24 protein-coding genes, 1 tRNA gene and 2 rRNA genes are annotated in these 26,018 nt (G+C 64.7%); 11 read left to right on the forward strand and 16 right to left on the reverse strand.

The features are described from left to right. Positions 1-133 precede the first annotated feature (133 nt). The 3 genes from ACOZ4N_RS05335 to ACOZ4N_RS05345 form a co-directional block, all read right to left on the reverse strand. Positions 134-3,054, reverse strand: a 23S ribosomal RNA gene (locus tag ACOZ4N_RS05335). Between the two features lie 170 nt (positions 3,055-3,224). After that, a tRNA-OTHER gene (locus tag ACOZ4N_RS05340) sits at positions 3,225-3,289 on the reverse strand. A 118-nt stretch (positions 3,290-3,407) separates the two neighbouring features. Further along, positions 3,408-4,880 (reverse strand): 16S ribosomal RNA (locus ACOZ4N_RS05345). Together the 16S and 23S rRNA genes with 1 tRNA gene alongside form the textbook arrangement of a ribosomal RNA operon. A gap of 564 nt (positions 4,881-5,444) precedes the next feature. Between ACOZ4N_RS05345 and ACOZ4N_RS05350 the strand changes: the two genes are divergently transcribed. The 4 genes from ACOZ4N_RS05350 (at position 5,445) to ACOZ4N_RS05365 (ending at position 8,428) form a co-directional block, all read left to right on the forward strand. Next, positions 5,445-5,642, forward strand: coding sequence for a heavy-metal-associated domain-containing protein (locus ACOZ4N_RS05350; RefSeq protein ID WP_424019934.1), 198 nt, complete (start codon positions 5,445-5,447; stop codon positions 5,640-5,642). Between the two features lie 32 nt (positions 5,643-5,674). Beyond that, a complete protein-coding gene (locus tag ACOZ4N_RS05355) occupies positions 5,675-6,901 on the forward strand; it encodes a permease (protein ID WP_424018897.1) in 1,227 nt (408 codons plus the stop codon). A 69-nt stretch (positions 6,902-6,970) separates the two neighbouring features. Continuing rightward, entirely contained in the window at positions 6,971-7,402 is a 432-nt protein-coding gene (locus ACOZ4N_RS05360) for a universal stress protein (protein WP_424018898.1), read from the forward strand. A gap of 315 nt (positions 7,403-7,717) precedes the next feature. Further along, positions 7,718-8,428 (forward strand): dolichyl-phosphate hexose transferase, encoded by a 711-nt coding sequence (locus tag ACOZ4N_RS05365; protein ID WP_424018899.1) that lies wholly within the window; start codon positions 7,718-7,720, stop codon positions 8,426-8,428. 6 nt (positions 8,429-8,434) lie between these two features. Here the strand turns inward: ACOZ4N_RS05365 and ACOZ4N_RS05370 are convergent, their stop codons facing one another. Genes ACOZ4N_RS05370 through ACOZ4N_RS05395 form a run of 6 tightly spaced genes read right to left on the reverse strand, consistent with a single transcriptional unit; the run spans position 8,435 to position 16,281 of the window. After that, complete coding sequence (locus tag ACOZ4N_RS05370) at positions 8,435-9,025, reverse strand: gluconate 2-dehydrogenase subunit 3 family protein (protein WP_424018900.1); 591 nt, start codon at positions 9,023-9,025, stop codon at positions 8,435-8,437. Between the two features lie 24 nt (positions 9,026-9,049). Beyond that, positions 9,050-11,080, reverse strand: a complete 2,031-nt coding sequence (locus ACOZ4N_RS05375) for a glycosyltransferase family 39 protein (protein WP_424018901.1) — start codon at positions 11,078-11,080, stop codon at positions 9,050-9,052. After that, positions 11,061-12,218, reverse strand: coding sequence for an ABC transporter ATP-binding protein (locus tag ACOZ4N_RS05380; RefSeq protein ID WP_424018902.1), 1,158 nt, complete (start codon positions 12,216-12,218; stop codon positions 11,061-11,063). The genes ACOZ4N_RS05375 and ACOZ4N_RS05380 overlap by 20 nt, the downstream gene beginning before the upstream one ends. Beyond that, the gene (locus ACOZ4N_RS05385) at positions 12,218-13,843 is read right to left on the reverse strand and encodes an ABC transporter permease (protein ID WP_424019935.1); all 1,626 of its coding nucleotides are present in this window, start codon (positions 13,841-13,843) and stop codon (positions 12,218-12,220) included. The genes ACOZ4N_RS05380 and ACOZ4N_RS05385 overlap by 1 nt, the downstream gene beginning before the upstream one ends. A 23-nt stretch (positions 13,844-13,866) precedes the next feature. Continuing rightward, positions 13,867-15,075 (reverse strand): extracellular solute-binding protein, encoded by a 1,209-nt coding sequence (locus ACOZ4N_RS05390; RefSeq protein WP_424018903.1) that lies wholly within the window; start codon positions 15,073-15,075, stop codon positions 13,867-13,869. 42 nt (positions 15,076-15,117) lie between these two features. Then, the gene (locus ACOZ4N_RS05395) at positions 15,118-16,281 is read right to left on the reverse strand and encodes an alpha-1 4-glucan-protein synthase (protein WP_424018904.1); all 1,164 of its coding nucleotides are present in this window, start codon (positions 16,279-16,281) and stop codon (positions 15,118-15,120) included. A gap of 230 nt (positions 16,282-16,511) precedes the next feature. On the opposite strand from ACOZ4N_RS05395, the gene ACOZ4N_RS05400 reads away from it, so the two are divergent. From ACOZ4N_RS05400 to ACOZ4N_RS05410, 3 genes are read left to right on the forward strand one after another with little or no spacing between them, the layout of a single operon-like run. Next, positions 16,512-17,252, forward strand: a complete 741-nt coding sequence (locus tag ACOZ4N_RS05400; protein ID WP_424018905.1) for a beta-ketoacyl-ACP reductase — start codon at positions 16,512-16,514, stop codon at positions 17,250-17,252. A 1-nt stretch (position 17,253) separates the two neighbouring features. Then, a complete protein-coding gene (locus tag ACOZ4N_RS05405) occupies positions 17,254-18,834 on the forward strand; it encodes an acyl-CoA carboxylase subunit beta (RefSeq protein ID WP_424018906.1) in 1,581 nt (526 codons plus the stop codon). Beyond that, positions 18,831-19,145 (forward strand): hypothetical protein, encoded by a 315-nt coding sequence (locus tag ACOZ4N_RS05410; protein WP_424018907.1) that lies wholly within the window; start codon positions 18,831-18,833, stop codon positions 19,143-19,145. The genes ACOZ4N_RS05405 and ACOZ4N_RS05410 overlap by 4 nt, the downstream gene beginning before the upstream one ends. Before the next feature lie 79 nt (positions 19,146-19,224). Here the strand turns inward: ACOZ4N_RS05410 and ACOZ4N_RS05415 are convergent, their stop codons facing one another. The 3 genes from ACOZ4N_RS05415 to ACOZ4N_RS05425 are packed head-to-tail and all read right to left on the reverse strand — an operon-like array spanning position 19,225 to position 21,105. Continuing rightward, positions 19,225-19,800: a cysteine hydrolase family protein gene (locus ACOZ4N_RS05415; RefSeq protein WP_424018908.1), complete on the reverse strand. Its 576-nt coding sequence runs from the start codon at positions 19,798-19,800 to the stop codon at positions 19,225-19,227. Next, positions 19,787-20,596: a YqcI/YcgG family protein gene (locus tag ACOZ4N_RS05420; RefSeq protein ID WP_424018909.1), complete on the reverse strand. Its 810-nt coding sequence runs from the start codon at positions 20,594-20,596 to the stop codon at positions 19,787-19,789. Before ACOZ4N_RS05420 ends, ACOZ4N_RS05415 begins: the two co-directional genes overlap by 14 nt. Positions 20,597-20,640: 44 nt before the next feature. Further along, a complete protein-coding gene (locus tag ACOZ4N_RS05425; RefSeq protein WP_424018910.1) occupies positions 20,641-21,105 on the reverse strand; it encodes an MOSC domain-containing protein in 465 nt (154 codons plus the stop codon). Positions 21,106-21,225: 120 nt separating this feature from the next. Between ACOZ4N_RS05425 and ACOZ4N_RS05430 the strand changes: the two genes are divergently transcribed. Then, the gene (locus ACOZ4N_RS05430; RefSeq protein WP_424018911.1) at positions 21,226-22,380 is read left to right on the forward strand and encodes a thiolase C-terminal domain-containing protein; all 1,155 of its coding nucleotides are present in this window, start codon (positions 21,226-21,228) and stop codon (positions 22,378-22,380) included. After that, a complete protein-coding gene (locus ACOZ4N_RS05435; protein WP_424018912.1) occupies positions 22,380-22,751 on the forward strand; it encodes a Zn-ribbon domain-containing OB-fold protein in 372 nt (123 codons plus the stop codon). Before ACOZ4N_RS05430 ends, ACOZ4N_RS05435 begins: the two co-directional genes overlap by 1 nt. Here ACOZ4N_RS05435 and ACOZ4N_RS05440 read toward each other — a convergent pair. From ACOZ4N_RS05440 to ACOZ4N_RS05450, 3 genes are all read right to left on the reverse strand, one after another. Next, positions 22,693-23,175: an HTH domain-containing protein gene (locus ACOZ4N_RS05440; RefSeq protein ID WP_424018913.1), complete on the reverse strand. Its 483-nt coding sequence runs from the start codon at positions 23,173-23,175 to the stop codon at positions 22,693-22,695. The genes ACOZ4N_RS05435 and ACOZ4N_RS05440 overlap by 59 nt on opposite strands. Before the next feature lie 89 nt (positions 23,176-23,264). Then, positions 23,265-23,765, reverse strand: coding sequence for an HTH domain-containing protein (locus tag ACOZ4N_RS05445; RefSeq protein WP_424018914.1), 501 nt, complete (start codon positions 23,763-23,765; stop codon positions 23,265-23,267). A gap of 113 nt (positions 23,766-23,878) precedes the next feature. Further along, positions 23,879-24,457: a DUF7547 family protein gene (locus ACOZ4N_RS05450; protein WP_424018915.1), complete on the reverse strand. Its 579-nt coding sequence runs from the start codon at positions 24,455-24,457 to the stop codon at positions 23,879-23,881. Between the two features lie 138 nt (positions 24,458-24,595). Between ACOZ4N_RS05450 and ACOZ4N_RS05455 the strand changes: the two genes are divergently transcribed. Both ACOZ4N_RS05455 and ACOZ4N_RS05460 read left to right on the forward strand, forming a co-directional pair. Further along, positions 24,596-25,180, forward strand: coding sequence for a DUF7504 family protein (locus ACOZ4N_RS05455; protein WP_424018916.1), 585 nt, complete (start codon positions 24,596-24,598; stop codon positions 25,178-25,180). Between the two features lie 40 nt (positions 25,181-25,220). Further along, on the forward strand, positions 25,221-25,391 hold the full coding sequence (locus ACOZ4N_RS05460) for a DUF7331 family protein (RefSeq protein ID WP_424018917.1): 171 nt from the start codon (positions 25,221-25,223) through the stop codon (positions 25,389-25,391). Positions 25,392-25,439: 48 nt separating this feature from the next. On the opposite strand, the gene dpsA is transcribed toward ACOZ4N_RS05460, so the two are convergent. Next, positions 25,440-25,985, reverse strand: a complete 546-nt coding sequence (gene dpsA, locus ACOZ4N_RS05465) for a DNA starvation/stationary phase protection protein DpsA (RefSeq protein WP_424018918.1) — start codon at positions 25,983-25,985, stop codon at positions 25,440-25,442. Positions 25,986-26,018: the final 33 nt, after the last annotated feature.

Genomic DNA, 26,018 nt, shown 5'->3' on the forward strand with positions numbered 1-26,018 from the left:
TCGAACCGCGTCTCGAACTGCCGAGCAGTTCGGAACGCCAGTCGTCGGTAGTACGATGCGGACGACCATGTGTACGTGCAATCCAGTTAACGCCTGGACCCGATTCGTCGGGTCTGTGTGTCCAATGCGGTATGATTGGTGGCTTCGATCAGTTAGTGCTCGCGGGCTAAACACCTCGTCACCTCGGTGCGTACACCCCGAGTCTATTGACCTCGTCTTCTACGAGTGATCTCGGCGGTACCTCTTTTCCAGGTGGGTTTCGAGCTTAGATGCGTTCAGCTCTTACCCCGTGTCGCGTGGCTGCCCGGCACGTGCCCTCTCGGACAACCGGTACACCAGTGGCGACCATCCGTAGTTCCTCTCGTACTATACGGACGTTCCCGTCAGGTACCATGACACCCCCAATAGATAGCAGCCGACCTGTCTCACGACGGTCTAAACCCAGCTCACGACCTCCTTTAATAGGCGAACAACCTCACCCTTGCCCGCTGCTGCACGGGCAGGATGGAGGGAACCGACATCGAGGTAGCAAGCCACGCGGTCGATATGTGCTCTTGCGCGTGACGACTCTGTTATCCCTAAGGTAGCTTTTCTGTCATCTATGGCCCGCATCAAGCGGGCACATAGGTTCGCTAGACCACGCTTTCGCGTCAGCGTCCTTCGTTAGGCAGGACACTGTCAAGCCATCTTTTGCTCTTGCGCTCTTCGCCGCGTCTCCGACACGGCTGAGATGGCCTTGGGGCGCGCTCGATATTCTTTCAAGCGCGTACCGCCCCAGTCAAACTGCCCGGCTATTGGTGTCCTCCTCCCGGAGTGAGGGTCACAGTCACTGACGGGTAGTGTTTCATGTGTGACTCGGCGACGTGCTGGCGCACGCACCTGTGTGGCGTCTCCTACCTACCCTGCACATCAGCGACCATGTCCCAGCAACAGCCTGCAGTAAAGCTCTATAGGGTCTTCGCTTCCCCTTGGGGGTCTCCAGACTCCGCACTGGAACGTACAGTTCACCGGGCTCGACGTTGGGACAGCGGGCCCCTGGTTGATCCATTCATGCAAGCCGCTACTGAAGCGGCAAGGTACTACGCTACCTTAAGAGGGTCATAGTTACCCCCGCCGTTGACGGGTCCTTCGTCCTATTGTACTAGGTGTTCAGATACCCGCACTGGGCAGGATTCAGTGACCGTACGAGTCCTTGCGGATTTGCGGTCACCTATGTTGTTACTAGACAGTCCGAGGCCCCGAGTCACTGCGACCTGCCTCTTTCCGAGGCAGGCATCCCTTCTTCCGAAGGTACGGGACTAGATTGCCGAATTCCCTAACGTCGATTGTCCCCGACAGGCCTTGGCTTTCGCCGCCACGAGCACCTGTGTCGGATCTCGGTACGGACATCACACTCGTCTTTTCACGGGCTCTGGGTACGTCCGGCTTGCGCTATCTCACCCTTCGCTCGCTTCGTGCCATTACGGCTTCCACGAGGTTCGATGATTCGTCCGGGCGAAGGCCCGGACCGGATTGCCCCAAAGCGTCGACTTTCACTGTGTGATGGTGCTGGAATATTAACCAGCTTCCCTTTTGTCACATTCGAGTTACGGTGTGACTTAGGACCGACTAACCCTCGGTTGACGAACAGTGCCGAGGAACCCTTGCTCGTAAGGCCGTCGGGATTCTTACCCGACTATCGCTGCTACTTTGACCAGGATTTTCGTACCCAATCGGTCCACGCGAGCTCTCGCCCGTGCTTCCACCCAATCGGATCGCCGACCTACGCGGTCAGGATGTGACTCCTGCGGCCAGGTCTCGGTGGTGGATTTGAGCCCCGATCATTTTGGGCGCCTCAAACCTCGGCCGGTAAGCTGTTACGCTTTTCTTAGAGGGTAGCTGCTTCTAAGCTCACCTCCCGGCTGTTTAGGGCTTGAGACCACCTTCGATCGCACTTAATCCACACTTTGGGACCTTAACCCAGCTCTGGGTTGTCTCCCTCACGGTACACAGGCTTACCCCGCATACCGGACTCCCCGCGTCGACAGCGTCCGTAAGTTTGGAGTTTGACAGCCGCGCCGACCTCTCTCGAGGGCGGACACGGCAATCAGTAGCTCTACCTCACGGACTACCTCGGCGGAGGTCATGCTTCGACATGTTTCGGTCGGAACCAGCTGTTGCCGAGTTCGATGGGCCTTTCACCCCTACACGTAGGTCACGGGAGGGTATTGTAGGACACCATCCCTAACAGGCTTCCACGTGCCTTTCGGCACGCTTCACCTTGCCCACGCGTAGATCACTCGGTTTCGGGTCGTGTCCACGAGACTCCCCGCGCTTGAACACGGCGGCCCTCGTGCAGAGCACTGCGGCCATGTCGGTTTCCCTGCGCCTTCCACGATGATCGTGTTAGACTCGCCTCGTAGACACACTCCCTGGTTCGTTTTTCAAAACGTACGACGGAACATCGGCTCCTCGCCAGTCCTACTGGAAGGTCGCCCTTCGATCGTTTCTGGAGAGGCCTTGTATGCCCCGTCGCTCCATCGCCACTTGATTTCAGGCCCTATTGCACCTCCCTTCTGAGGGTGCTTTTCAGCGTTCGCTCACGCTACTTGTTCACTGTCGGTCTCGAGTCGTATTTAGCCTTAGCAGTAGATGCCTGCCGTGTTCACGAGGGATTTCCAACCCCCGATACTCTGGAGCTGACGCACGTCGTACCGGTCTTCACTACGGGGTTGTCACCCTGTGTCACGCTCCGTTCCAGGAGACTTCGTGAAGACTGTCGGACGGTGAGAGTCAGTCCAAACACCACATTGCGCGTAAGCGCTTCGGTTTGGGCTCCGTCGCGTTCACTCGCGGTTACTGACGACATCACATTCGTTTTCTCTTCCTGCCGGTACTGAGATGTTTCAATTCCCGGCGTTCCCCATTGCGCGAAGCAATTGCGGTGGGGATTCCCATTCGGAGATCCTGAGTTCTTCGCCTCCGTGCGGCTCCCTCAGGCTTATCGCAGCTTGGCACGTCCTTCGTCGGCGCTCGAGCCGAGCCATCCACCAAGAGGCATAGTAGCCAATTGATGTCGGACACACGTTCCACGATGAAACGGGTCCAGTTGACGTCTGGATTGCACGTACACACGGTCGTCATCGTTCACACGCGGCGGTTCTGCGTGCGACATCGTACCCTTCCCAACCACGCTTTCGCGGGATGGTGCATCGGTTGCGCGAACGGGATCGCCGTCCGCGGTAGTGACCGACCCGGAATCGAACCGGGGCATCCGCAATGCGGTGCTCTACCACTGAGCTATCGGTCTGCCCTCGTGAGAGGGTGTGAACCTTGACAGTTCAGTGGCCAGCCGAAGCGGCTGGCTGTCACCATTCCTGTCCGAAGACAGGACGAGTGGGCTGGGTGTGACCCCAGTCCCGGTCTGTAGGAGGTGATCCAGGCCCAGATTCCCCTAGGCCTACCTTGTTACGACTTAAGCCCCCTTGCGAAGCCCAGATTCGACCACCGCATGGTGGCCTCATCCGGACCTCACTCGGGTGCTTTGACGGGCGGTGTGTGCAAGGAGCAGGGACGTATTCGCCGCGCGCTAATGACACGCGACTACTACCGAATCCAGCTTCATGCGGGCGGGTTTCAGCCCGCAATCCGAACTACGACCGAGTTTCGGAGATTAGCGTCCCCTCTCGGGGTAGCAACCCTTTGTCTCGGCCATTGTAGCCCGCGTGTTGCCCAGCACATTCGGGGCATGCTGACCTACCGTTGCCCGTTCCTTCCTCCACGTTAGCCGTGGCGGTCTTCCTAATGTACCCAGCCAACACGTGGTTGCTGCTGGCAATTAGGAACACGGGTCTCGCTCGTTGCCTGACTTAACAGGATGCCTCACGGTACGAGCTGACGGCGGCCATGCACCTCCTCTCAGTGGCTCCAATAAGGTCATCAACCTGATCTTCACTGCACACTGTCGGTGCTGGTGAGATGTCCGGCGTTGAGTCCAATTAAACCGCAGGCTCCTCCGGTTGTAGTGCTCCCCCGCCAATTCCTTTAAGTTTCATCCTTGCAGACGTACTTCCCAGGCGGCCCGCTTGCGTCTTCACTTCGGCACAGCACAGGCTCGTGGCCTGTGCCATACCTAGCGGGCATCGTTAACAGCTGGGACTACCCGGGTATCTAATCCGGTTCGAGACCCCAGCTTTCGTTCCTCACCGTCGGATCCGTGCTCTCGAGATGCTTTCGCCATCGGTAGTCCGTTCAGGATTATGGGATTTCACTCCTACCCCGAACGTACTTCTCGAGTCTCCCGGTCCCAAGCCACGCAGTTTTCGCCGGACGCCTGCCCGTTAAGCGGGCAGATTTCCCGACGAACTTGCGTGGCCGGCTACGAACGCTTTAGGCCCAATAAGAGCGGCCATCACTCGAACTGCCGGTATTACCGCGGCGGCTGGCACCGGTCTTGCCCAGTTCTTGTTCGTACACCACCTTACGGTGTACAAAAGCGAGGACTGTATGCCCTCGCACTCGGAGTCCCCTTATCGCACTGTCGTGCAGTGTAAAGGTTTCGCGCCTGCTGCGCCCCGTAGGGCCCGGAATCTTGTCTCAGATTCCGTCTCCGGGCTCTCGCTCTCACGACCCGTACCGATTATCGGCACGGTGGGCCATTACCCCACCGTCTACCTAATCGGCCGCAGCCACATCCTACAGCACCGAAGCGTTTCCAGCTCTCTGCAACTCCAACGTGAGAGCCGTATTCGCTATTGGCCTCAGTTTCCCGAGGTTATCGCGATCTGTAGGGCAGTTTGGCCACGTGTTACTGAGCTATCTGCCACGAGTCTGAACTCGTGCGACTAGCATGGCTAAATCGGACTCCGATAGCAATGGCCTCCGGCAGGATCAACCGGAATGCATTCCCCAATCATGGGGGGCTGGCGGAGACACGCTATGTGTCCGTCATTCGGTGACAAGGTATCGAGATATTCGATAGTGTATCACCGAACTGTCAAGGCTCACATCAGATACCATCTGTACGGCGAGGCCGCAGGGGTGGAATCCTCATACTTTCGCGAGCCCCACTAACCAACGTGGGGAGCGAGACGCCACTGTGTGGAATCTCGCTCACATCGCCATCATCGACGAGGAAACTCGTCTAGGGTGTGGATGGCGTAGCGGGCGACCCCCGCTCGCCGCCATCCGTCGTGTGCATTCCATTCGATGAGGGTGGTACATAAATACCCGTCGATAGAGAGACCGTATGCGAACTGAGACCACGATACGAGACCGTTCTTGTCGCATCGAGTATATACTACCGCCGTCGATACGTTCTCGATCCCCCTCGTCGTGGCTGCGCCAGTATGGTTCGGGATCGAAACATCTCGGAGAAGTGCTCCCGACTTTCCAATGTCTCATCCGGAATCGCTCTCGATATCGAAGTGATAATCGAGAAAAGCTATGCTCCCATACTCGACCGCATGTCCCAAACGATCACGGTCGAAGGGATGAGCTGTGAGCATTGCGAACGGACCGTTTCCGAAGCGCTCGAAGGCGTCGATGGTGTGACGGCGGTCAGCGTCGACCGCGAGACTGCGACCGCTACCGTCGACGGCGACGCAGAGGTGGAATCACTCGTCGAGGCCGTCGAAGCGGCCGGGTACGAGGCGTCGGCATGAGACGCCACCGACCGTTATCGAACTGACCACGCATGATCGTCGATACCCTGATCGCGGGACTGGAACTCGCCGCCGAGATGGGCTGGGAGACGTGGTGGGCGCTGGTACTCGGTTTCACTATCGCCGGTGCCGTCGAGACGTTCGTCAGTGAAGAGACGATGTCGGCGGTTCTCGGCGGCGACGGCTTGCGAGCGCTCGGCCTGGGGACCGTCTTCGGTGCGGCGTCGTCGTCGTGTTCGTTCGGCGCGGTCGCGACCACGAAGTCACTGTTCAAGAAAGGAGCCTCGCCGGTCGCCAGCCTCGCCGCGTTCCAGTTCGCCTCGACGAACCTCGTGATCGAACTCGGTCTCGTGATGTGGATTCTGCTGGGCTGGCAGTTCGTACTCGCCGACTACGTCGCCGGGCTCGTTCTCATCGCGCTCCTCGCGGTCACGTTCAAGTACGTCGTGCCCGACAGCTGGTTCGCGTCCGCCCGCGACCACCTCAGATCGGCCGAGGGTGTCCGTGACCCCGCCTGTGGGATGGAAGTCGATCCGACCAGCGACGATGTTCTCGCGCTAGAGACGGAGGGCGGTACGGAGTACTTCTGTTCCGAGTCATGCAGGGACGCCTACCGTGAGCAACAGCGCCAGTCGGGAGCGACGTGGCGCGACCGGCTGTTGACTCGTGACGGCTGGCGGCTGGCGTCGAAAAACGCGCTGGGCGAGTGGAACATGCTCTGGACGGACATCGTCGCCGGATTCCTGATCGCTGGCCTCATCGGCGCGTTCGTCCCACGCGCGTGGTGGACCACGCTGTTCGGCGTCGGTGCCGAAGGCACGTTCACCTGGGTACTCGCGAGCGCCGTCATCGGCGTCCTCATCGGCGTCGTCACGTTCGTGTGTTCGGTCGGCAACGTTCCGTTCGCGGTCATTCTCTGGTCGAACGGCATCGCCTTCGGCGGGGTCATGTCGTTCATCTTCGCGGACCTGATCGTGCCGACTATCGACGACGCGTATCGACGATATTACGGTCTGAGGATGGCCGCAGTGCTGTTCGGCAGTATCTTCGTCACGGCGGTGATCTCGGGCGTGATTATCCACTACCTCTGGAGTGGGATCGGACTCGTCCCGCCCCAGGGCGAGGCCGGCGGCACCGCCCCTTCTGGATACACCATCTACCTCAACGCGGCGTTCTCCCTGCTGTTCCTTGGCCAGGTGTACGTCGGGTACTGGAGCGAGAGCGAGGCGGCCGAGAAGGGGGACGCACGCGCCGGGTGACCGGAGCAGTCGTTCCAGTCCAGCGGGAACGCACAGTACGCATATACGCCCGGCTACCCAAGATCCGGTATGTACGATTCCATCCTCGTCCCGACCGACGGGAGTGACACGGCACAGACGGCGGTCGACCACGCCGTCGACCACGCGAAGCGATACGACGCGGCCCTGCACACCCTCTACGTCGTCGAGGAACCGCCGATGGACGAAACTGCCGGTCCGGAAGTCCTCGAATCACTCGAATCGGCCGGTGAACGGGCGATCCAGGACGTTATCGACGCCGCCGAGGCCGCCGACGTGGGGACCGTCGAGGGGAAGGTCGCGGAGGGTGCCCCGCACCAGGCCATCCTGGACTACATCGACGCGAACGGGATCGATCTCGTCGTGATGGGGACCCACGGCAGGACCGGGCTGGACCGTCTGTTCCTCGGGAGCGTGACGGAGAAAGTCGTCCGGGCGGCACCCGTCGCGGTCCTCACCGTCGGCTCGGAGTCAGCCGACTGAGCGGTCGTCAGATCTCGATCCGGTCCGCTAGGCGTTCGAGCGCCTCGCGGCCGCGCACGTCGTCTTGCCGACGCCACCCTTCCCCCCGTACAGGACGAATTTCGGCATGTCTCCGGTAACGGGCGACAGCCATTGATAGTCGGTCCCGACGGTACCCGGCCCTAACTCGCACGGCCCGCTGTCCACTCCGACCACTCTGCCGAGACAGAGGGCCATCTCGGTCGGGTATCACGACCCGCCCAATCCGATAGGTTCGTTGATACTAATTTTGGTGAACCTAAAAGTTCAAGAGGCATACGTGCCGACGGGTACACAATGAGTCTTCAGCAGGCGCGTACGGAGAGCGAGCGATTCACGTTCGACGATTTGAGTGTCGTGATGGGGACGTACAACGAGGAAGCAGCGATCGGGACGGTACTCGAAGACATCGACGACGTGACCGGCGGCCGTGCCGAGGTCGTCTGCGTCGACGGGTCCGACGACCGGACCCCGGAGATCGCCCGCGAACACGGTGCTCGGGTCATCGAACAGGAGCCCCAGGGCTACGGCGTCGCGGTCGAGGCCGCGCTCCGGGCAGCGGACAGACCCGTCGTCGTCACGACCGACTGCGACGACACCTACCCGATGGATCGACTGCCGGACTTCCTCGACCGGATCAACGAGGGCTACGACGTGGTCAGCGGCGACCGACTCTACCACGGGGCCGACACGATGCCGGCGTTCAACCGCTTCGGGAACCACGCCTTCGCCGCGCTGGCGAGTGCCCTGCTCGGCGAGCGCGTTCACGACACGACGACCGGGATGCGAGCCTACCGGAGTGAAGTGATCGAGAAGATCGACTGGACCGAGAACACCGGCCTGTCGGCGGAACTTTTGATCAGGCCGCTCATGCGGGAGTACGACGTGTGTGAGATCCCCATCGAGTACGGCGAGCGCGCGGGCGAGACGAAACTCGATCCCATCAGCGGGGGCTACGCCATCGCGAAGTCGATCGTCACGGTCGCGGCCGAAGAACGACTGCGCTGAACGCGGCTACTTCTGGGGTCGCGGTCCACGCTGGTAGCTGGCGGTTCCACCAGGGTGGCCCTGCGGATTCTCGATGCCGACCAGTTCCCCGCCGGTCGGAGACGCGTAGAGGGCGAACAGCAGGTCGTTGATCAGGTAGTAACGCACGCGCTGGACATCCCCGCCCTCGGGTTCGGGGTCGACCGTGTTCGCGTTCATGTCCTCGAAGACCTCGGCTCGGGTTTCCGGCGGGAGCGAGAGGTACCCGTCCACGTCGTACCACGTCGCCACGTAGTCGTCGAGGTAGGAGACCGTCTCGCCGATCTCTGTCGCTCGCTCGGGATCGTCCGCGACGCGCCCGCGCAGAAAGTCGGTCACGAACCCCTCGACGTTCTCGACGGCCGAGGGATAGATGGCTTCCGCGACTGCCACGGCGGTATCGAGGTCGTGGTCCGAGAGACCTGACTCCCCCTCGTCAGACTCCGTCGGCGTGGGCGTCGGCGTCGAGTCGTCGCCCTCACTGGTGTCGGACCCGTCCGACTGCGACACGGCCAGTGCGCCACCGGCGACGCCGACCGCACCCAGCGCCGCCACGGCGTCCCGTCGAGTCAGTTCCATACCGGAGGCTGGGCGCTCACGGGCTTATCGGTTGTCCTCTCGGGCCGTCAGGTCGGTCCGGACCGTCGCCCAGTCGGGTGCGAGATCGGGCACGTAGCCGGCGTCCCCGCCGCACTCGCCGATGGCGACACAGCGTTCGATCCGCGGCGTCAGCGCGCGGACGCGACGCCCCTCGTGACTGACGGGCGTCTCGAACCGGTAGCTGAAGCTCGCGCCGGGTCCCTTGTCGACGAACAGCGTCAGCGACACCGCCTCGCGCTCGTCGTACGGGACCGAGTGCGTGGGCCAGTTCGGGCCGACGAGTCGGGCGCGACCGTCCTCAAAGCGGATCCGCGCGGTCGTCGGATCGGTCGCGTTGCGTGCCACGACGGTAAAGCTCTCCTCGTCGGCGGTGAGGGTCGCCGAGACCGACCGGTAGGTCGACGGGAGGCCGACGGTCGCGTTCAGCGTGACCGTCTCGCCGGCGGCGTGATCGACGGGCTGGATCCGCGCGCCGCGTGGTGCGCCGCTGTACGGTTCCCACTCACCGCGGAAGGTGTAGCGGTACAGCGTCCGGTCGGGGTAGGCGTCCACGACCGCGAAGGGGCGTTCGTCCATGGCGTAGACCGCCGATCCGTCGTATCCCGGGTCGTTCCGGAGCGCCTGGAACGGGTGATTCAGCCAGTCACCGTACGGCGTCGGAAGGAAGACAAGCGCCTCGTCGAAGGACCGCTCCTCGAAGGGGTCGTACGCCCGCTCGTACGTCTCGGTCGCGAGCGCGTTCATCTCCACCGGACGCTCGGCGTTCGTCGCAGTCACACCTCCCAGCATCGCGACGCTCACCAGCGCCACGGCGACGACCACTACACGCACCGCCCGGGGCTCGACCCGCTCGTCGGCCGCCCGCCGGACTGCGTCGAGGAGTGCCAGCGCACCCACGGCCGCGAAGGCCCCGAACGGCAGGAGGAGGTCGAAGTGGTAGTACGGGCCGTGAGAGGCGATCAGCCCGTCGCCGGCCCGGTCCAGCACACCGAGTACGTTGTAGTTGCCCCAGAAGTAGACGTTCCCGACGACGATGGTACCGATCTGGCCGACGAGGATTCCCTGCCGGGCCGAGATCCCGCGCCTGACGGCGACCGCGATGCCGCCGAGTGCGACCGCGACCCCGAGCAGTCCGCCCGCGAGCCAGGTCGTCGTCAGCTGTTCCAGCACCAGTGCGTTCGCCCGGAGCGCGAGGCCGACGGTGTAGTCGACCTCGTGGCCGAGAATCTCGTGGTGGCCGAAGCCGAGTCCGTCCTCCGGCGCGAACTCCTGGTAGGGAAAGACCAGCGGCGAGCCGGTCATCACGGCGTTGTACCCGAGCGAGAGGACGACCCCGGCCAGGCCGAACACCGCGGTCACGACCTGTCGCGGGAGCGCGTCGCCGCCGTCCCGATAGAGCGTCCACAGCGCGTGTCCGATCACCGGAGCCGCGAACAGCACCGCGGTGTACGGTCGGGCGAAGAAGGCGAGTCCCACGGCCGCGCCGGCCGCCCCGGCCCAGCGACGGTCGCCGGTCCGGTCCGCCCGGAGATACGCGTAGAGGAAGGTGAGGTTGAGCAGCGTCGTGGGCGCGTACGGCAGGAACACCGCCGAGTCGATCAGGAACAGCGGGGACGCGAGGACGAACAGCGCGGCGACGAGCCCAGTTCGGCGGTCGAACAGTTCCCGGACGACCAGCGCGACCAGCGCGACGTTGGCGGCGGCGATACCGGCCAGCGCGAGTCGCGCCGCACCCAGCAGCTGTCCGACGGCGAACAGCGCAGGCACTACCGGGGCGTACTTCGAGTACAGTTGGCCCCCGTCCTCGACGAAAAACCAGGGGTGAAAGACTTCTTCGACCGGCGGGGAGAGAAACAGCTGGCCGTCGAGCAACATCGCCGCCTGCTGGAGGTAGACCCCCTCGTCGTGGTTCAGCGAGTGGTACGGAAACAGCCGCGTGGCCAGAAGCCAGACCGCGACCGCGGCGACCGCGGCGACGGCGACGACGCCGACGCGCCACGTCCGTGACCGGAGGTCAGTCGTCCCGGAGGCCATCGCTATCGCTGGGGAACCAGGCGAGCCGGTGGTCGGCGACGAGGTCGACTCTGACGCGGCGATCCAGATCGAGGTGATCGGAGTGGTTGTGCTCGCAGTACACCACGTCACCCGTGTCGAGTTCGACGGTGTAGACGAACGAGGGGCCGGTGTACTCGCGCTCGACGATCTGCCCGTCGCCGTCGGTCTCCTCGGTCGGGATCGCCCGCAGGTCGTCGGGCCTGGCCAGCACGTCGATCTCCGCGCCGTCGTACTCCGGGCCCAGCCCCTGGATCATGTCGGTGTCGAGCGTTCCCAGCCCCGTCTCGATGGTGTCCTCGTCGAGACGGCCGGAGACGAACCCGGCCTGGCCGAGAAACTCCGCGACGAACCGCGATTCGGGTTGCTGGAAGACGACCTCCGGCCGCCCGACCTGTTCGATCTGGCCGTCGGACATGACCGCCACACGGTCGCTGATCGAGAGCGCCTCCTCCTGGTCGTGCGTGACCGACAGCGCAGTGACGCCGGCCTCTTTCAGGATACGGCGGACCTCCTCGCGCATCTGCTTGCGGAGGGACACGTCCAGGTTGGAGAACGGCTCGTCCAGCAGGAGCACGTCCGGTTCCGGAGCCAGCGAGCGCGCCAGCGCGACCCGCTGTTGCTGGCCGCCCGAGAGGTCGTCGGGACTCGCGTCGCGGTAGTCGGCCAGCCCGACCAGTTCGAGCAGTTCCTCGACCCGTGCATCCTGGGTGTCGCTGTCCCAGTCGTCGATCCCGTAGGCGACGTTCTCCCCGACCGAGAGGTGGGGAAAGAGGGCGTAGTCCTGGAACACGAGGCCCACGTCGCGCTGGTCGGGGTTGACGAACTGTCCGTTGCCCGCGACGAGGTCGCCGTCGACGGCGATCGTGCCGCTGTCGGGGCGAATGAGGCCGGCCAACAGGCGTAGCGTCGTCGTCTTGCCACAGCCCGACGGGCCGAGCAAAGTGAGCAGTTCGCCCTCGTAGACCGACAGCGAGAAGTCGGCGACTGCGCGCTCGTCACCGAAGGTCCGCGTCACGCCGTCGAGTTCGAGGACCGTCTCGCGTGACCGGTTCCCGTCGTCGAAATTCGCTGCGACGACCCGTTCCGTCCGTGTCTGTGTCTGCGTTGAATCGTTCATCATGAGTCACCTGTTTCCTGTGAGAGGATGACGGCCATCGAGAGACCGGAGACGACGACGAGGATGAGTGCCGGTACCGCCGCCTGCCCGTAAAAGCCCGCTTCCTGTACGGTCCAGATGTAGGTCACGAGCGTATTGAAGCCCAGCGGTCGGAGCAACAGCGTTGCGGGCAACTCCTTCATCGTCGTCAGAAAGACCAGCGCCGCGCCGGCGGCGACCCCCGGAAGGATCAACGGGAGCGTCACCGACCGGAAGGCGCTCAGTCGCGACCGGCCCAGCGTCTGTGCCGCCTCGACCAGTTCCCGGTCGACCTGGAGCGTCGAAGTCCTGATCGACCCGATAGCCTGTGGCATGAACCGGACGACGTACGCGAACACGAGCATCGGGATGGTCTTGTAAAAGAGGGCGACCACGTCGACACCCGTCAGGTCCGCGAGCGTCGGCAAGAGATCCAGGCTGAAACTGAGCAGGGCGATGGCCAGCACGATGCCAGGCGTCGCGTACCCGACGTAGGAGGCGCGGTCGGCCAGCTCCGACAGCCGGGAGTCCGAGCGGGCGGACGCGATGGCGATGGGCAGGGCCACGACGACGGAGGCCACGGCGGCCAGAAGCGCCAGGTTCGCCGAGTTCCAGGCGAACTCCCAGGCGAACGGGATCCGACCGGCCTCGTACCCCGGGCCACCGCGAGTGAGCCACATGCCGAAGATACCGATTGGCACGACAATCGCGAGCGCGAACACTGCGACCGGGACCAGGAGCGACGGGTAGCGCCACGCGCCCAGGTCGAGGTCGACCGCGCCGCGGTTGCCCCCGCTCTCGTAGGCCCCGGACTCGTCGACGCCGATGCGTGACTCGATGGCCAAGACGACGGCCGTGACACCCAGCAACTGGAGCGAGAGGACGGCCGCGTAGTCCCGGGCGAAGGCGTTGTATTGCGCGTAAATGAACTGCGTGAACACTTCGACCCGCATGATGTTCGGGGTCCCGAAGTCCGCCAGCGTGTAGAGGGCCACCAGCAGGGAGCCGGCGGCGATTCCCGGGAGGATCTGTGGGATCGTGACCCGCTTGAGCGCCTCCAGACGGCCGGAGTTGAGCGTCTGGCCCGCCTCGACGAGCGTCCCGTCGAGCGAGAGCAACGACGCCCGCGTCGTCAGGAAGACGTATGGATAGGTGTACAGCGTCAGCACGAACGCCGCGCCGGTGAAGCCGTACACCGAGGGAAGCGATTCGACGCCGAGCGGTGCCAGCAGGTCGGCGAGGGCGCCGTTCGGCCCGAACGCCGAGACGAACGCGAAGGCACCGAGGTAACTGGGCACCGCCAGCGGGAGCGCACAGAGGACCGTCCAGAACCGCGGAAAGGGCAGGTCGCCCTGCACCGTCAGCAGGGCGAGCGCCACACCCAGCACGATGCTCGCGCCGGTGACGACCGCCACCAGCGCGACGCTCCGAACCAGTACCGCGGTGGTCCGTGAGTTGATGGCGAGTTCGACCGCCGTCCAGCCCAGGCCGGCCGCGTCGACGGCGAGCCAGGCGATTGGAAGGACCAGGACCGCGGCGAGCGCCGCCGCGAGCAGGACCAGACCGGTGTCGATAGTGGAGGACCTGTCTGCGGAGCGTCCGCGCATCCGCTCGAGGTCCTCCTCGCTGGTCATGGGGAAACGTTGGCCGATTCCATCAACTCGATGGTCTCCTGTACGTTCGAGAGCCGCGAGAGCTGAATGTCCGGCGGGCTGAGTTCGTCGACCGTCGGCAGGCCCGCGACGGGTTCGACGCCCTTGATCATCGGATACGAGAAGCTCACCGTGGCGAAGAACTCCTGGGCCTCCGCCGACAGCAGGTGACGCACGAAGTTGTCGACCAGTTCACCCTTGTCGGTGCCCTGAATCTTCATCGCGCCGGAGATGTTGACGAGTCCACCCGCGTCGCCCTCGGTGAAGGCGAGTTCCAGGGGCGCGTTCGGTCGCTGGTTCTTGACCCGGAGCGCGTAGTAGTGGTTCGCGAAGCCCGCCGCCAGCGACCCGTTGGCGACGTTCTGTGAGATGGCGTACTCGTTGCCGTAGCGTTCGGTGCCGGCTTCGCGCATGTCGACCAGCCACTGGCGCGTCGCCTCGTCCCCGCGGATGAGGCGCATCGCCGTCACGAAGGACTTGAACGCGCCGTAGGTCGGTGCCCAGCCCATCGTGCCCTGGAGTGCGCTCGTCTCTGGGAACTGCTGGACCTTGTTCGGGATGTCCGACGCACTCAGCCGGTTCGTGTTGTACGGGACGGCCCGTGCGCGACCCGCGACGCCGGCCCAGGCGTTGTCGTCGCCGACGAACTGTGAGTTGCCCACGGCACTGACGGCCTCGTCCGAGAGCGGTTCGTAGGCGTCGTTGTCCGCGACGTAACCCAGCGAGCTGGCGTCGATTGACCAGAACACGTCACCTCTGCTGACACCGTTCTCGACTTCGTTGACGATGGTCTGGGCGAGCGACGCCGAGCCGGCGCTCTGTGGCTCGACCGAGAAGTCCGGGTAGATACTCTCGAGCTTGTCGATCAGGTCCATGTAGATGCCGCCCTCCCCGCCGCCGATGTAGAGGGCGAGGTCGCCCGAGAGGTCCGGCAGGTCGTTGATCGAGGTCCCACCCGGATAGGGGCGACCCTGTGCCAGTCGACCGGACCCACGGAAGTTGCCCTCGACGAGCGGTCCGGTCCCGCGGAAGTCCGAGACGTTCGCGTTCTGGGGCGTAGTATTCCCGTCGCCGTCGTTGAACATCCCGAAACAGCCAGCCACGGACGCAGTTCCGAGAACGGCCCCACTCTGCAGGAGCCGCCGTCGTGATACGTTCCGTTCGCGAGAGTCGACTTCGTCTTCCATATCTCAATTTAGGCCCGCCTAAAACACTTATACCTGCCGGTTCTAGTCGTCTGCGGCCGCGGGCGCGTGGTCGGAGACCGATCCCGGGCGAATCTCCTCGAGACAGGACAGCCAGTCCCGCATGAACTCGCCGCAGTAGTTGAGGAACGCGGCGTTCTCGTAGTCGAAGTCACCCTCGGCCATCGCGTCGGCCATCGCCGCGAACACACCGGCGTACGTGTCGGCGTCGTCGCCCACTTCGTCGATGATCTCCCAGACGTGTTCGTTCAGCTCCAGCCCGGGGACCTCGTTGTTCAGGTCCGAGAACGTCGAGCGCGGGGCCTTGTTGTGTTCACAGAGCGGGTATCCGTTGACGATCCGCTTGTCCAGCACGTCACAGGCCCGTTTGAGGAACAGACCGCTCCAGATGTCGTCGAACCGACCCACGTCCCACTCGTTCTCGTCCATCGGGAGCTGGTAGAACGCGGGGACGACTTCCCGGCGGAAGGCCAGGTTCATCGAACACACGGTCAGGTAGTTACCCCGCTCGGCGACGAAGTTGCCCTCGTAGTCGTCGGTCGAGGTGCGGGTCTGGGCCTGCCCCTGCAGGTCGCCGTCCATGAGGATGCGCACTGCGTCGAGGTCGGGGACGTTCGTCCAGAGGCCCTGTGAGGCCACCACGTCGTCGATCTCGACTTCCTCGGTCTCGATCTCCTCGTCCATCGCGCTGTAGGGATAGCCACGGGGGTAGAGCCCGTGTTCCTCGACGTTCTGGTAGAGGACGTTCACCCAGCGCTCGTCGGACCCGACCGACTCGATGGTGCCCTCGTAGGCGAGATTGTCGAAGTGGGTCCCGAAGAAGTCGAAGTCGGGATGCGGAAGCGTGTCGTCGTCGATGAAGAAGCCGTACTCGAAGTCGTGGGCCCACATGTACAGCAGGCCGAAACTCGTCTGCGCGTGGCTGGCTTCCGGGATCAGGTGGTTGTACTCCGCGACGCCCTGTTCCTCGAACCACTCCTCGCGGGCGGTCCCGTCGAAGACGCGGCCCTCGACGCCCTCCTCGTCGAGCATCGCCTGCATCTCGTCGGTGTCACAGAAGTCCTCCGTGACGAGGACCACGTGGAGTCGATCCAGGTCGAACCCGTGGTCGCGCGCGTTCTCGAAGTACGTCCGCATGCACTCGAACTCCCGAATCGTCGGCACGATCACACAAACGTCTCCACTCATTTCTTATCCGTTCTCTTTAGGCCTCCCAAAAATACCTGTCGTGTCTTACCGGCGCGTGGGAACCACACTCAGTAGCACATTATACACTACCGTTTTTGATTAACGTAGTATAAGGGGAACTATTATTTGCCAGTGCCTGGGCAGGATTACGTGAAGACAGGGGTGTGGCCGTACAGTCGCGCGGTTGACAGACGACGGCCGGCCGCTGGTCACACCGCAGCTCACTAACCATGCTCGAAAATCAGACCTGTGTGGTAACCGGTGCATCACGAGGTATCGGCCGCGGCATCGCCGAGGAGTTGGGCCGTCACGGGGCGAACGTCGTCGTCAACTACCGGACCTCGGAAGCGGCGGCACACGAGGTGGCCGACCGGATCGAATCGGAGGGAGGAAACGCCGTTCCGTTGCAGGCCGACGTTGCCAACCAGGACGAGGTCGACGCCATGGCCGAGCGCGTCCAGGAGTTGTACGGGTCGGCCGACGTGCTGGTCAACAACGCGGGCATCACCATCGACAAGAAGTTCGAGAACATGACCAAGGAGGACTGGGAGACGGTGATGGACGTGAACCTCGGCGGCGTGTTCAACGCGACAAACGCCTTCTTCGAGGACATCAAGGCCGCCGAGGAGGGGCGACTCGTCAACATCTCCTCGGTCGTCGGCCAGCAGGGCAACTACGGCCAGGCCAACTACGCCGCCACGAAATCCGGCCTCTTTGGCTTCACCCGGACGCTTGCGCTGGAACTCGCCTCCACCGGCTCGACGGCCAACTGCGTCGCCCCCGGGTTCGTCGAGACCGATATGCTCGACGACGTGCCCGAGCGCGTCCAGCAGAAGATTCTCGACCGGATCCCGCTGAACCGGTTCGCGACGGTCGACGACGTGGCCGGGATCGTCCGCTTCCTCGCCAGTCAGGACTCCAGTTACATGACCGGGCAGGTGCTGGCCGTCAACGGCGGTATGGAGTGGTAACATGAGCCAGCAAGAGGAAGAAGCGTCCGACCAGGAGGGCCAGTCACCGGTCGAGGAACTCCGCGAACGGCGCCGCGAGGCCGAACTCGGGGGCGGCGAGGCGCGCATCGAACGCCAGCACGAGAAGGGGAAGATGACCGCCCGCGAGCGGGTCGACTACCTGCTCGACGACGGGACCTTCCGCGAGGTCGACCCCTTCGTCGAACACCGCGCCCAGTCGTTCGGGATGGACGAGAAGAAGTTCCCCGGCGATGCAGTGGTGACGGGTTACGGCGAGGTCAACGGCCGGAAACTGTTCGTCTTCGCCCACGACTTCACCGTCCTCGGCGGGTCGGTCGGCGAGGTCGTCGCCGACAAGATCTGCAAGGTGATGGACAAGGCCATCGAGAACGGCGTCCCGGTCGTCGGCCTCAACGACTCCGGCGGCGCGCGCATTCAGGAGGGCGTCGATTCCCTCGTCGGGTTCGCGAAGATCTTCAACCGCAACACCGAAGCCTCGGGCCTGATCCCGCAGATCTCGGCGATCATGGGCCCCTGTGCCGGCGGCGCGACCTACTCGCCCGCGCTGACCGACTTCACGTTCATGGTGGAAGACACCAGCCACATGTTCATCACGGGGCCGGACGTGATCGAGACGGTCACCGGCGAGCAGGTGTCGAAGGAGGAGCTCGGCGGCGCGAAGACCCACGCCACCAAGTCCGGCGTCGCACACTTCGCCGAGCGATCCGAGGAGGAAGCGCTGGACGACATCCGGCAACTGCTCTCCTATCTCCCCCAGAACAACATGGCGGACCCGCCGCGGGTCCAGCCCTGGGACGATCCGACCCGGACCTGTGACGACCTCGTGGACATCGTGCCCGAGGAACCGCGCAAGCCCTACGACATGAACGACGTGATCGGGCGGATCGTCGACGAGGACTCGTTTTTCGAGGTCCACGACGGGTTCGCACGCAACGTCGTCACCGGCTTCGGCCGCCTCGACGGGCGCGTCGTCGGCGTCGTCGCCAACCAGCCTCGCGTCTCCGCCGGGACCCTCGACATCGACGCCTCCGAGAAGGCCGCCCGTTTCGTCCGCTTCTGTGACTCGTTCAACGTCCCCATCGTCACGCTGGTGGACGTGCCCGGGTTCATGCCCGGGACCGACCAGGAACACAACGGCATCATCCGCCGTGGCGCGAAGCTGATCTACGCCTACGCCGAGGCGACCGTCCCGCTCATGTCGGTGGTCGTCCGGAAGGCCTACGGCGGGGCCTACATCGTGATGTCCTCGAAGTTCCTCGGATCGGACGTGAACTACGCCTGGCCCGGCGCGGAGATGGCCGTGCTGGGGCCACGCGGCGCGGTCAACATCCTCTATCGGAAGGAGATCGCCAACGCCGACGACCCCGACGCCAAACGCCAGGAGCTGATGGACGACTTCCGCGAGGAGTTCGCCCACCCCTACGGTCCGGCGAAACGCGGCTACCTCGACGACGTGATCGAGCCCCAGAACACGCGCAAGCGCCTGATCGACGACCTGGAACTGCTCGAACGCAAACGCGAGGATACGCCGCCCAAAGATCACGGCAACATCCCGCTATGAGCCGGACCGACCTGGACATGGACCGCGAGGACGACCTCGTCGAAGTCGATCTGGAGGCGTTGCTCGCCAGTCTGGAGTTCGACGGCGCTGTCCCGAACGAGCGCGAGGCGGCGGCCGTCGCGGCGGCCATCGCGACCCACCGGACGGACCGGGCCGTCGCGGCCGCCGAGGCCGCCGCCGAGCGCGACCCGGAGACGATTCCCGAGTGGACGCTCGACGGTCGCCTGCGATCCAACGGCGTCACGCACCGGCGACGCCCGCGGAACGTCGAACGCGGCGGCGAGTGGCGGGCCGCGGCGCGCTCGCTGTGACGCCACGCCACGGTTTCGCTGAGCGTACCCAGCCGAGTTCGGCGACAGGTCGACTGAAAATCCGTTCCGGTCCGAGAAATTACGCCGACAGCACCGCGTCCGCAGTGACGACCCTCGCGAACTCCCCGTCGAGATGCGCCAGCGCGGACCGGTGGACCCGCTCGGCGGGCATCGACTCGTCGTCGAACTCGCGTTCGAACGTGGCCGTCGCGTCCGCCACGAGCAGGACCTCGTAGCCGCGGTTCTCGGCCATCCGGGTCGTGGTCGAGACGCAGTGATCGGTCGTCAGGCCCGCGATCACGAGTTGTTCGGCCCCGCGCTCGTCGAGCCAGTCGCCGAGGTCGGTGCCGACGAAGGCACCGTTCTTCGGTTTGGTGACGACGCGCTCGCCGTCGGTCGGTGTCAGTCCGTCTGTGAACGCGAACCCGGGTTCGCCGCGTCTGAGCGGCGAATCCGGTTCGGTCGAGTCGTGGCGGACGTGGACGACTGGCCGACCAGTCTCCCGCCACGCGGTGAGCAGATCCGCCGCCCGCCGTTCGGCCTCGGGGTTGTTGCGCTCACCCCAGGCGGGATCTTCGAAGCCCTGCTGGAAGTCCACGAGGACCAGCACCGCGTCGTCGGCGACGGTCGCCGACCGCTCCTCAATCGGCGGCATAGCCGTCCGGGAGCGTGTTCGGGGCTTTGGGGTGGTCGCGGGTCACGTTGATGGGACACTCGTCGGGGGCCTGGGTCGGGTCCGACGAGAGCATGTACTGGGGCCACTCGCGGTCGCCCTCGACGCCGTAGTCGCCGATGTCGGCGTGGGGACAGACGCCGTCGTAGTCCTCGATGCGGTCCTGGATGACCTCGCGGGCGCGCTGGCCGGCGTCGGTGTCGTGAGTGATCCCCTCGAACAGCGACCGGGGCTGGAAGGTGATCTCGAGGCCGACGGGACAGTAGCGACTCTTTCGCGTGTCGTAGAAGGGCGCACGGCAGGTCGGGAACATCGGCTCGCCGCCGAAGGAGAACTCCCAGTAGGGGTCGTCGGGATCGGTCGGCACGTCCTCGGGCCACGGTTCGGGGTCGTGGACGTGCAGGAACTGCAGGAGATGCCAGAGCCGTTCGTGATACTCCCGTTCGGAGAGGGGCACCTCGGGCGGTCTGAAGAAGGTCACCAGCGACGCCTGCTCGGAGTGGTCCCTGTAGGTGTCGAGGTACTCCAGGAGCGTGTCCCGAAAGCCCAGGAGTGCGTCCTTGTCGGTCATCGACGAACAGAGGGTGTACAGCGGATCGCCGTTCTGGACCGACTCGACGCCGAAAAAGCAGGGGAACGGCGAGCCGTTGCGTTCGCCCAGCAGGCCGTCCCGGAAACTCTCCCAGTGGTCGATCCCCCAGTCCGGAAGGTCGCCCGCGGCCGCGCGGTCCGCGAGCGTCTCCTGATCGAGCAGGACCTCGACTCCCGGTTCGTTCATACCCTGCATTGGGCCCGCGGAAGTTTGAAACTTGAGTTTCGCGCTCACTCCGAACCCGATCCGACCGGATCTCCCTCGCCGATGGCCCCGGTCTCGACGATGCGGGCCCGGAGGCCGCCACGGTGGACGAGTGCTTCCTCGACGTCCGGGAGTTCGGTGTGCCGTTCGAGGTACGAACAGGGTTCACACAGTTCGACCCCCTCGCAGACGGCGTCGCCGACGCGAAAGCGGGTGTCGACGAGGTGGTTCAGCGCGACGCCCCGCGTCGTGACGTTCCGGCGGTGGATGCCCGGTTCGAGGTCGATATCGTAGTCGCGTTCGGCGGCGGCCAGGGCTTCGGCCTCGATGAGCGTGATGGCGCGGTCTTCGCCGCCACCGAAGGTGCCCTCGCCCTCGAAGTAGCGGTCGCCTTCCAGTCCCTCGCCGGCGACGGCCCGAACGGTTTCGACCCGCTCGGGCGGCGCGCCGGGTGTCGGTGCGACGTGGATGCGCTCGACGGTGCCGGTCATAGCCTTCAGTTGTGAACCGGCTTACAAGAGGGCATCGAGACGCCGCGCTCCGCTGGAGGCCCGTCGAAAACCGCGCTTTCAGCCAGATTTACAATACCGCCCGTTGCAGTTGCAGGTGATATGGACAGGGAGGTTGCCATCATCGGCGGGTCGATGACGAAGTTCGGCCAGCGAGACGCCTGGATACGCGAGTTGCTCGCCCAGGCCGGCGAGGAGTGTCTGGCCGACGCCGGCGTCGCACCGGACGCCGTCGACCACGTCTACGTGTCGAACATGGCCAGCGGCGAATTCGAGGGGCAGGGCGGGATCATGAACGCAGTGGCCCACGATCTCGGACTGTTGCCGGCCTACAGCCAGCGCATCGACCAGACCAGTTCCAGCGGTGGGGCCGGGATGTACGCGGCCTGGCAGTCGATCAAGTCCGGGGCCAGCGACATGACGCTGCTCGTGGGCGGCGAGAAGATGACCCACAAGGGCACCGGCGGCGCGACCGACATCATCGCGTCGATCACCCACCCCGCGGAGTACAAACACGGCGTGACCCTCCCGTCGTTCGCGGGGATGACGGCGCGACACTACCTCGAAAAGTTCGACGCGCCCCGAGAGAGCCTCGCGAAAGTCGCCGTCAAGAACCACGAGAACGGCACCCGCAACCCCAAGGCACAGTTCCAGAAGGAGATCACCGAGGAGAAAGCACTGGAGAGTCCGATCATCGCCGACCCGCTCCGGCTGTACGACTTCTGTCCGATCACCGACGGCAGTGCGGCGCTGATGTTCTGTCCCGTCGAGGTGGCCGAACAGTACGCCGACGACTACGTGGTGGTCTCGGGCATCGGCGGCGCGACCGACACCCACGTCGTCCACGAGCGCGACGATCCGACGACGATGGGCGGCGTCGTCGACTCGGGACAGGAGGCCTACGAGATGGCCGGGATCGGCCCCGACGACATCGACGTGGCAGAACTCCACGACATGTTCACCATCCTCGAGTTCCTCCAGATGGAGGGGCTGGACTTCGCGGACAAGGGTGAAGCCTGGAAACACGCAGAGGAGGGCCGCACGGCCATCGACGGCGACCGCCCGATCAACACCTCCGGCGGGCTGAAGTCGAAGGGCCATCCGCTGGGAGCCAGCGGCGTCGCACAGGGCTACGAGATCTACGAGCAACTGGTCGGAGAGGCCGGCGAGCGGCAGGTCGACGCCGAGACGGGGCTGGCCTGCAACGTCGGCGGCTTCGGGAACTGCGTCATCACCACCATCATGGAGGGACGATAATGTCGATGGACGCCATCCGCTGTCCGAACGGTCACGTGAAGTATCCCACGCACCCGCGCTGTCCGGAGTGTGGCGAGGAACCGGTCGAAACCGTCGATCTGAGCGACCGGACGGGCGAAGTCGTCACCTGGACGGAGAGCACCGCGACGCCGCCGGGCGTCCGCGAGCCGAACGTCCTGGCGTTCGTCGAATTCGAGGTCGACGGCACGCCGGTGCGCGCACTCGGCCAGGTCGCGGACAACGCCGACGTGGAGACCGGTGACGAGGTGGAACCGGTGTACGCCGAGGAACTGCGCGAGCCAGGTGTCGGGCTCAAGCCTGTCGACGCGGATCAGGAGTGGGACGGGTTCCAGTTCCGTCCGCTCGACTGAGCCCGTCGGCTTCGAGCATCGAGAGTCCGTCGAGTAGCGTTCTGATTCCGTTTTCGCCGGTGTGGGGATAGATCGCCACGAGATCGTCGTCGTCGTAGAGCGCGAGACAGATGACCGGGAGAGTCGTCGTGGTGTAGTCACTGCCGGTGAAACCGTTGTGGCAGTCGTGACGATTGAACGCCGGCGCGAGGCGGACACTGTGTTCCGCGGCCCAGCCCTCGAATTCCCGGCAGACGGCGAATTCGCGACGGGCACACACGTCGCCGTCCGTGACACGACGGGGCCAGCGGCGGACCTGCAGGTCCCGGATGATACCGGCGGCCGCCAGTGCCTGTAGACGACCGAGGATCCGGGACTGTTCGGTCTCGGCGGCTATCGGCACACCCTCGCGGAGGTACAGCTCCGCTCGCGTGACCCGTGTCATGGTTGCACCAGAGACGCTGCCCGTGTGCTTAGCTGTTTGGGAAACGGTCACACAGTGGTGAGTGGGACGACCGGCGAGGATGGCAGTGGTCAGTCGGACACTTCGGCGAGGTCGAGCTGTTCGGTCCCCTCGGATTCGAGCGGTTCGGTGACGCGACCCGGGGCGGCTTCGATGGCGTGGAGACAGTCCAGGACGGAGCGGGAGCCGTCGTTGGTCGAGTGGGGATAGACGGCGTCGAGGTCACCGTCGCGGTAGACGGCGAGACAGAGCGCGGGCAGGACCAGCCACTCGCCGCGCTCACCGGTCTCCATCGAGTAACACGACCGGGTGTCGAAGAAGGGGTCGAGCGAGACCCCGGTCTCCTCGGCCCAGTCCCGAAAGCGCTCGTACTCGGTGAGTTCGTCGTGGTCACTCGACAGTGGCACTTTCTTTTCCCAGGTGCGGATGGCCACGTCGTCGACGTGCCCGTCCTCGACGAGTTGTTTGAGCCGGCCCGCCACCTCGTCCCGTCGCCGCGACGCGACCTCGGGCAGCGAGGACCGAGCGAACAGTTCGACCCGTGTCCCGGCGGTACTCCCGTTACCGCTCATTCGTACTACAGAATGGGGCTATGAAATAAATAAAACCTGCTATGTTAGGCATTATTGACACTGTTACGCACGGGAGGGGACCGGTGGCGGTCACGAGGTTGGGGCCGGACGGCCTACGTCGAACCGGAGTCGCCGTTACCGTCGCCGTCACCGTCGTCGAGGTCGTCTTTGATCGACTGGAGTTCGGCGTCCACGTCGACCGGGACCGTCGCGTCCGCTTCCGGATCGGGGTCTGGTTCGCCGGAGTCCGCTTCGGCGGCGAGCCGGTCGTCGATCTCGTCGCGGAGCGACCGTGCCTCCCGGAGGACGCGCTCAGCTTCGTCGTCGGTCGGCCGCCCTTCGACTGCGTCCTGTACGTCCGCCAGTACGTCGTCGAGTTTCTGGACGGTGGTCTGACTGAGTTGCACCGCCCGGTCGCGGACGGGCGTGTCCTGTTCGCCCGTCACGCTTCGATCCGGGTCGGCGAGCCGGATCGCCCGCTGGAGCAGTCGGAGCGCCCGGACGTTCGTCTCCAGAATCAGTATGGCACCCGGGATCGCCACTTCGTCGGTGAACCGGAGGAGTTCCCGTGGCGAGGGCGGACGGAGCCGTCGTCGCCGGCCCGGTTCGAGTTCACGCTGGAGGTCCCGAAGCGACCGTGCGAGGTCCGCCGCCAGTCGCGCGAGGTCCTCGTCGCTGGCCGAATCGCTCATACCTGGCCTACGGCGCGTCGGGTCTTAAGCCCGGGTCCTCACCGCCGGTCGACCCGCCACCGCGGCGGACAGACCGACGGGTTTCGAGCGCCGAAATCCGTGCAAATCTTATACTTCTGGGCGCGTAAATTATCGGCAATGAGCGTGGAATCCGCGGCGACGAAGGTCCCCGGTGCGCTGTCGGGCCTCAAACGCCGTGGGGGTGGAATCCTCGTCGTAGGTGTGCCCGGCGAACAGCGGCGGCTCTGTGGCCGACTGCTCGGATCGCCGAAACGGGAACGGGTCGTCGTCGGGGCGGAGGACTCCCGTCTGACGGCGGACTGCGACCACGAGGCGACCGTGGTGCAGGGACGCCCGGCACAGACCACGGCCTGCCGTGCCGGAGCAGTCCTGCAGTCGTCGACGCTGGCGGACCGGGTGACCGAGGCCATCGAGGCCCACAGCCAGGGGCTGGCCCCGGCCGAGTTACGGGTCTGTCTCGGGCCGGTCGCGCCGGACACGCTCCAGGCCAAGTCGGTCTTTCTCGATGCCGTTCTCGAGAAACTCGGCCGCGTGAACGCGCTGGGCCACGTCCACGTCTCCGAGCCGTACGAGAGCGACCTCGTCCGACGGCTCGAACCGCTGTTCGACGCCATCGTGGAGGTCGACGCCGACCCGGGGCCCCGCCAGCGCTGGCACTTCCCCGACCACGGCGTCACCACCGACTGGATCGATTTAGGCTAACCAAAACCCTTTTAGATTTAGGCACGCCTAACATCCGGTAATGAGTCACGCGCCGGATACCGTCGACGACGCCGAGGCGACGGCCGAACCGGAAGACGACGCACCAGTGATCAAGAGCCACAGAGCGACCGACGAACGCACTGTGTTCACCGAAGACGGCAACACCGACGGCTGGATCGCGACGGATCTGACCGTCGAGTGTCGAGAATAAAGAAACGAGGTTTTGCGGGACGGTACGACTCTCCTCGCGGCCGCAGTTCTATTCGGCGCTCGTCTCGAACACGAGCGTGTCGTCTTCGAGGTAGTGGTCGAGGTGGTGGGCGTCGTCCTCGGTCTCGACGAGGATCTCACGGAGCATCTCCGCGGTGGCGTGGTCGCCGAGTTCGGTCGCGAGTTCGATGTGTTCCCGCAGGCTCTCGATGACGTCCCCGTAGATCTCCAGATCGTTCTTCAGCGAGGTGCGGATCGGGTACACGTCGCCGTCCTCGTGGGGGACGCCGGCCCGTTCCGAGAGGTTGGGCATGCTGGCGACGGGCGTCCCACCGATGGCCTGGAGTCGCTCGGCGATCTCGTCGGCCGCGGCCTCGACGTTCTCGGCGGCTTCACCGAGGAAGATGTGGAGGTCGCGGAACTCCGCACCCTCGACGTTCCAGTGGTGCTTGCGGAGCTGGTGGTACAGGACGTACGCGTCCGCGAGGTCGTCGTTGAGTGCCTCGACGATCTGTTCCGCCTTCTCCTGGTCGAGCCGCAGTGAATTTTCTTCGACTTCTCCGAACTCTTTCCGGACGGTTTTCTCAGTGCTCATCTCGTTTAGAGGGTGGTCCCGCTGTATCATAAA

Source organism: Halorientalis pallida (assembly GCF_049605515.1).
GTDB lineage: Archaea > Halobacteriota > Halobacteria > Halobacteriales > Haloarculaceae > Halorientalis > Halorientalis pallida_A.

What these genes read in the sequence shown, in the direction of transcription:
- ACOZ4N_RS05430 (WP_424018911.1), top strand. Translation starts at nt 21,226, where the DNA reads ATGGACAGGGAGGTTGCCATCATCGGCGGGTCGATGACGAAGTTCGGC.
- ACOZ4N_RS05400 (WP_424018905.1), top strand. Translation starts at nt 16,512, where the DNA reads ATGCTCGAAAATCAGACCTGTGTGGTAACCGGTGCATCACGAGGTATC.
- ACOZ4N_RS05390 (WP_424018903.1), bottom strand. Translation starts at nt 15,075, where the DNA reads ATGGAAGACGAAGTCGACTCTCGCGAACGGAACGTATCACGACGGCGG.
- ACOZ4N_RS05360 (WP_424018898.1), top strand. Translation starts at nt 6,971, where the DNA reads ATGTACGATTCCATCCTCGTCCCGACCGACGGGAGTGACACGGCACAG.
- ACOZ4N_RS05410 (WP_424018907.1), top strand. Translation starts at nt 18,831, where the DNA reads ATGAGCCGGACCGACCTGGACATGGACCGCGAGGACGACCTCGTCGAA.
- ACOZ4N_RS05425 (WP_424018910.1), bottom strand. Translation starts at nt 21,105, where the DNA reads ATGACCGGCACCGTCGAGCGCATCCACGTCGCACCGACACCCGGCGCG.
- ACOZ4N_RS05455 (WP_424018916.1), top strand. Translation starts at nt 24,596, where the DNA reads ATGAGCGTGGAATCCGCGGCGACGAAGGTCCCCGGTGCGCTGTCGGGC.
- ACOZ4N_RS05440 (WP_424018913.1), bottom strand. Translation starts at nt 23,175, where the DNA reads ATGACACGGGTCACGCGAGCGGAGCTGTACCTCCGCGAGGGTGTGCCG.
- ACOZ4N_RS05420 (WP_424018909.1), bottom strand. Translation starts at nt 20,596, where the DNA reads ATGAACGAACCGGGAGTCGAGGTCCTGCTCGATCAGGAGACGCTCGCG.
- ACOZ4N_RS05380 (WP_424018902.1), bottom strand. Translation starts at nt 12,218, where the DNA reads ATGAACGATTCAACGCAGACACAGACACGGACGGAACGGGTCGTCGCA.
- ACOZ4N_RS05415 (WP_424018908.1), bottom strand. Translation starts at nt 19,800, where the DNA reads ATGCCGCCGATTGAGGAGCGGTCGGCGACCGTCGCCGACGACGCGGTG.
- ACOZ4N_RS05355 (WP_424018897.1), top strand. Translation starts at nt 5,675, where the DNA reads ATGATCGTCGATACCCTGATCGCGGGACTGGAACTCGCCGCCGAGATG.
- ACOZ4N_RS05385 (WP_424019935.1), bottom strand. Translation starts at nt 13,843, where the DNA reads ATGCGCGGACGCTCCGCAGACAGGTCCTCCACTATCGACACCGGTCTG.
- ACOZ4N_RS05450 (WP_424018915.1), bottom strand. Translation starts at nt 24,457, where the DNA reads ATGAGCGATTCGGCCAGCGACGAGGACCTCGCGCGACTGGCGGCGGAC.
- ACOZ4N_RS05375 (WP_424018901.1), bottom strand. Translation starts at nt 11,080, where the DNA reads ATGGCCTCCGGGACGACTGACCTCCGGTCACGGACGTGGCGCGTCGGC.
- ACOZ4N_RS05460 (WP_424018917.1), top strand. Translation starts at nt 25,221, where the DNA reads ATGAGTCACGCGCCGGATACCGTCGACGACGCCGAGGCGACGGCCGAA.
- ACOZ4N_RS05395 (WP_424018904.1), bottom strand. Translation starts at nt 16,281, where the DNA reads ATGAGTGGAGACGTTTGTGTGATCGTGCCGACGATTCGGGAGTTCGAG.
- ACOZ4N_RS05435 (WP_424018912.1), top strand. Translation starts at nt 22,380, where the DNA reads ATGTCGATGGACGCCATCCGCTGTCCGAACGGTCACGTGAAGTATCCC.
- ACOZ4N_RS05445 (WP_424018914.1), bottom strand. Translation starts at nt 23,765, where the DNA reads ATGAGCGGTAACGGGAGTACCGCCGGGACACGGGTCGAACTGTTCGCT.
- dpsA (WP_424018918.1), bottom strand. Translation starts at nt 25,985, where the DNA reads ATGAGCACTGAGAAAACCGTCCGGAAAGAGTTCGGAGAAGTCGAAGAA.
- ACOZ4N_RS05365 (WP_424018899.1), top strand. Translation starts at nt 7,718, where the DNA reads ATGAGTCTTCAGCAGGCGCGTACGGAGAGCGAGCGATTCACGTTCGAC.
- ACOZ4N_RS05370 (WP_424018900.1), bottom strand. Translation starts at nt 9,025, where the DNA reads ATGGAACTGACTCGACGGGACGCCGTGGCGGCGCTGGGTGCGGTCGGC.
- ACOZ4N_RS05405 (WP_424018906.1), top strand. Translation starts at nt 17,254, where the DNA reads ATGAGCCAGCAAGAGGAAGAAGCGTCCGACCAGGAGGGCCAGTCACCG.
- ACOZ4N_RS05350 (WP_424019934.1), top strand. Translation starts at nt 5,445, where the DNA reads ATGTCCCAAACGATCACGGTCGAAGGGATGAGCTGTGAGCATTGCGAA.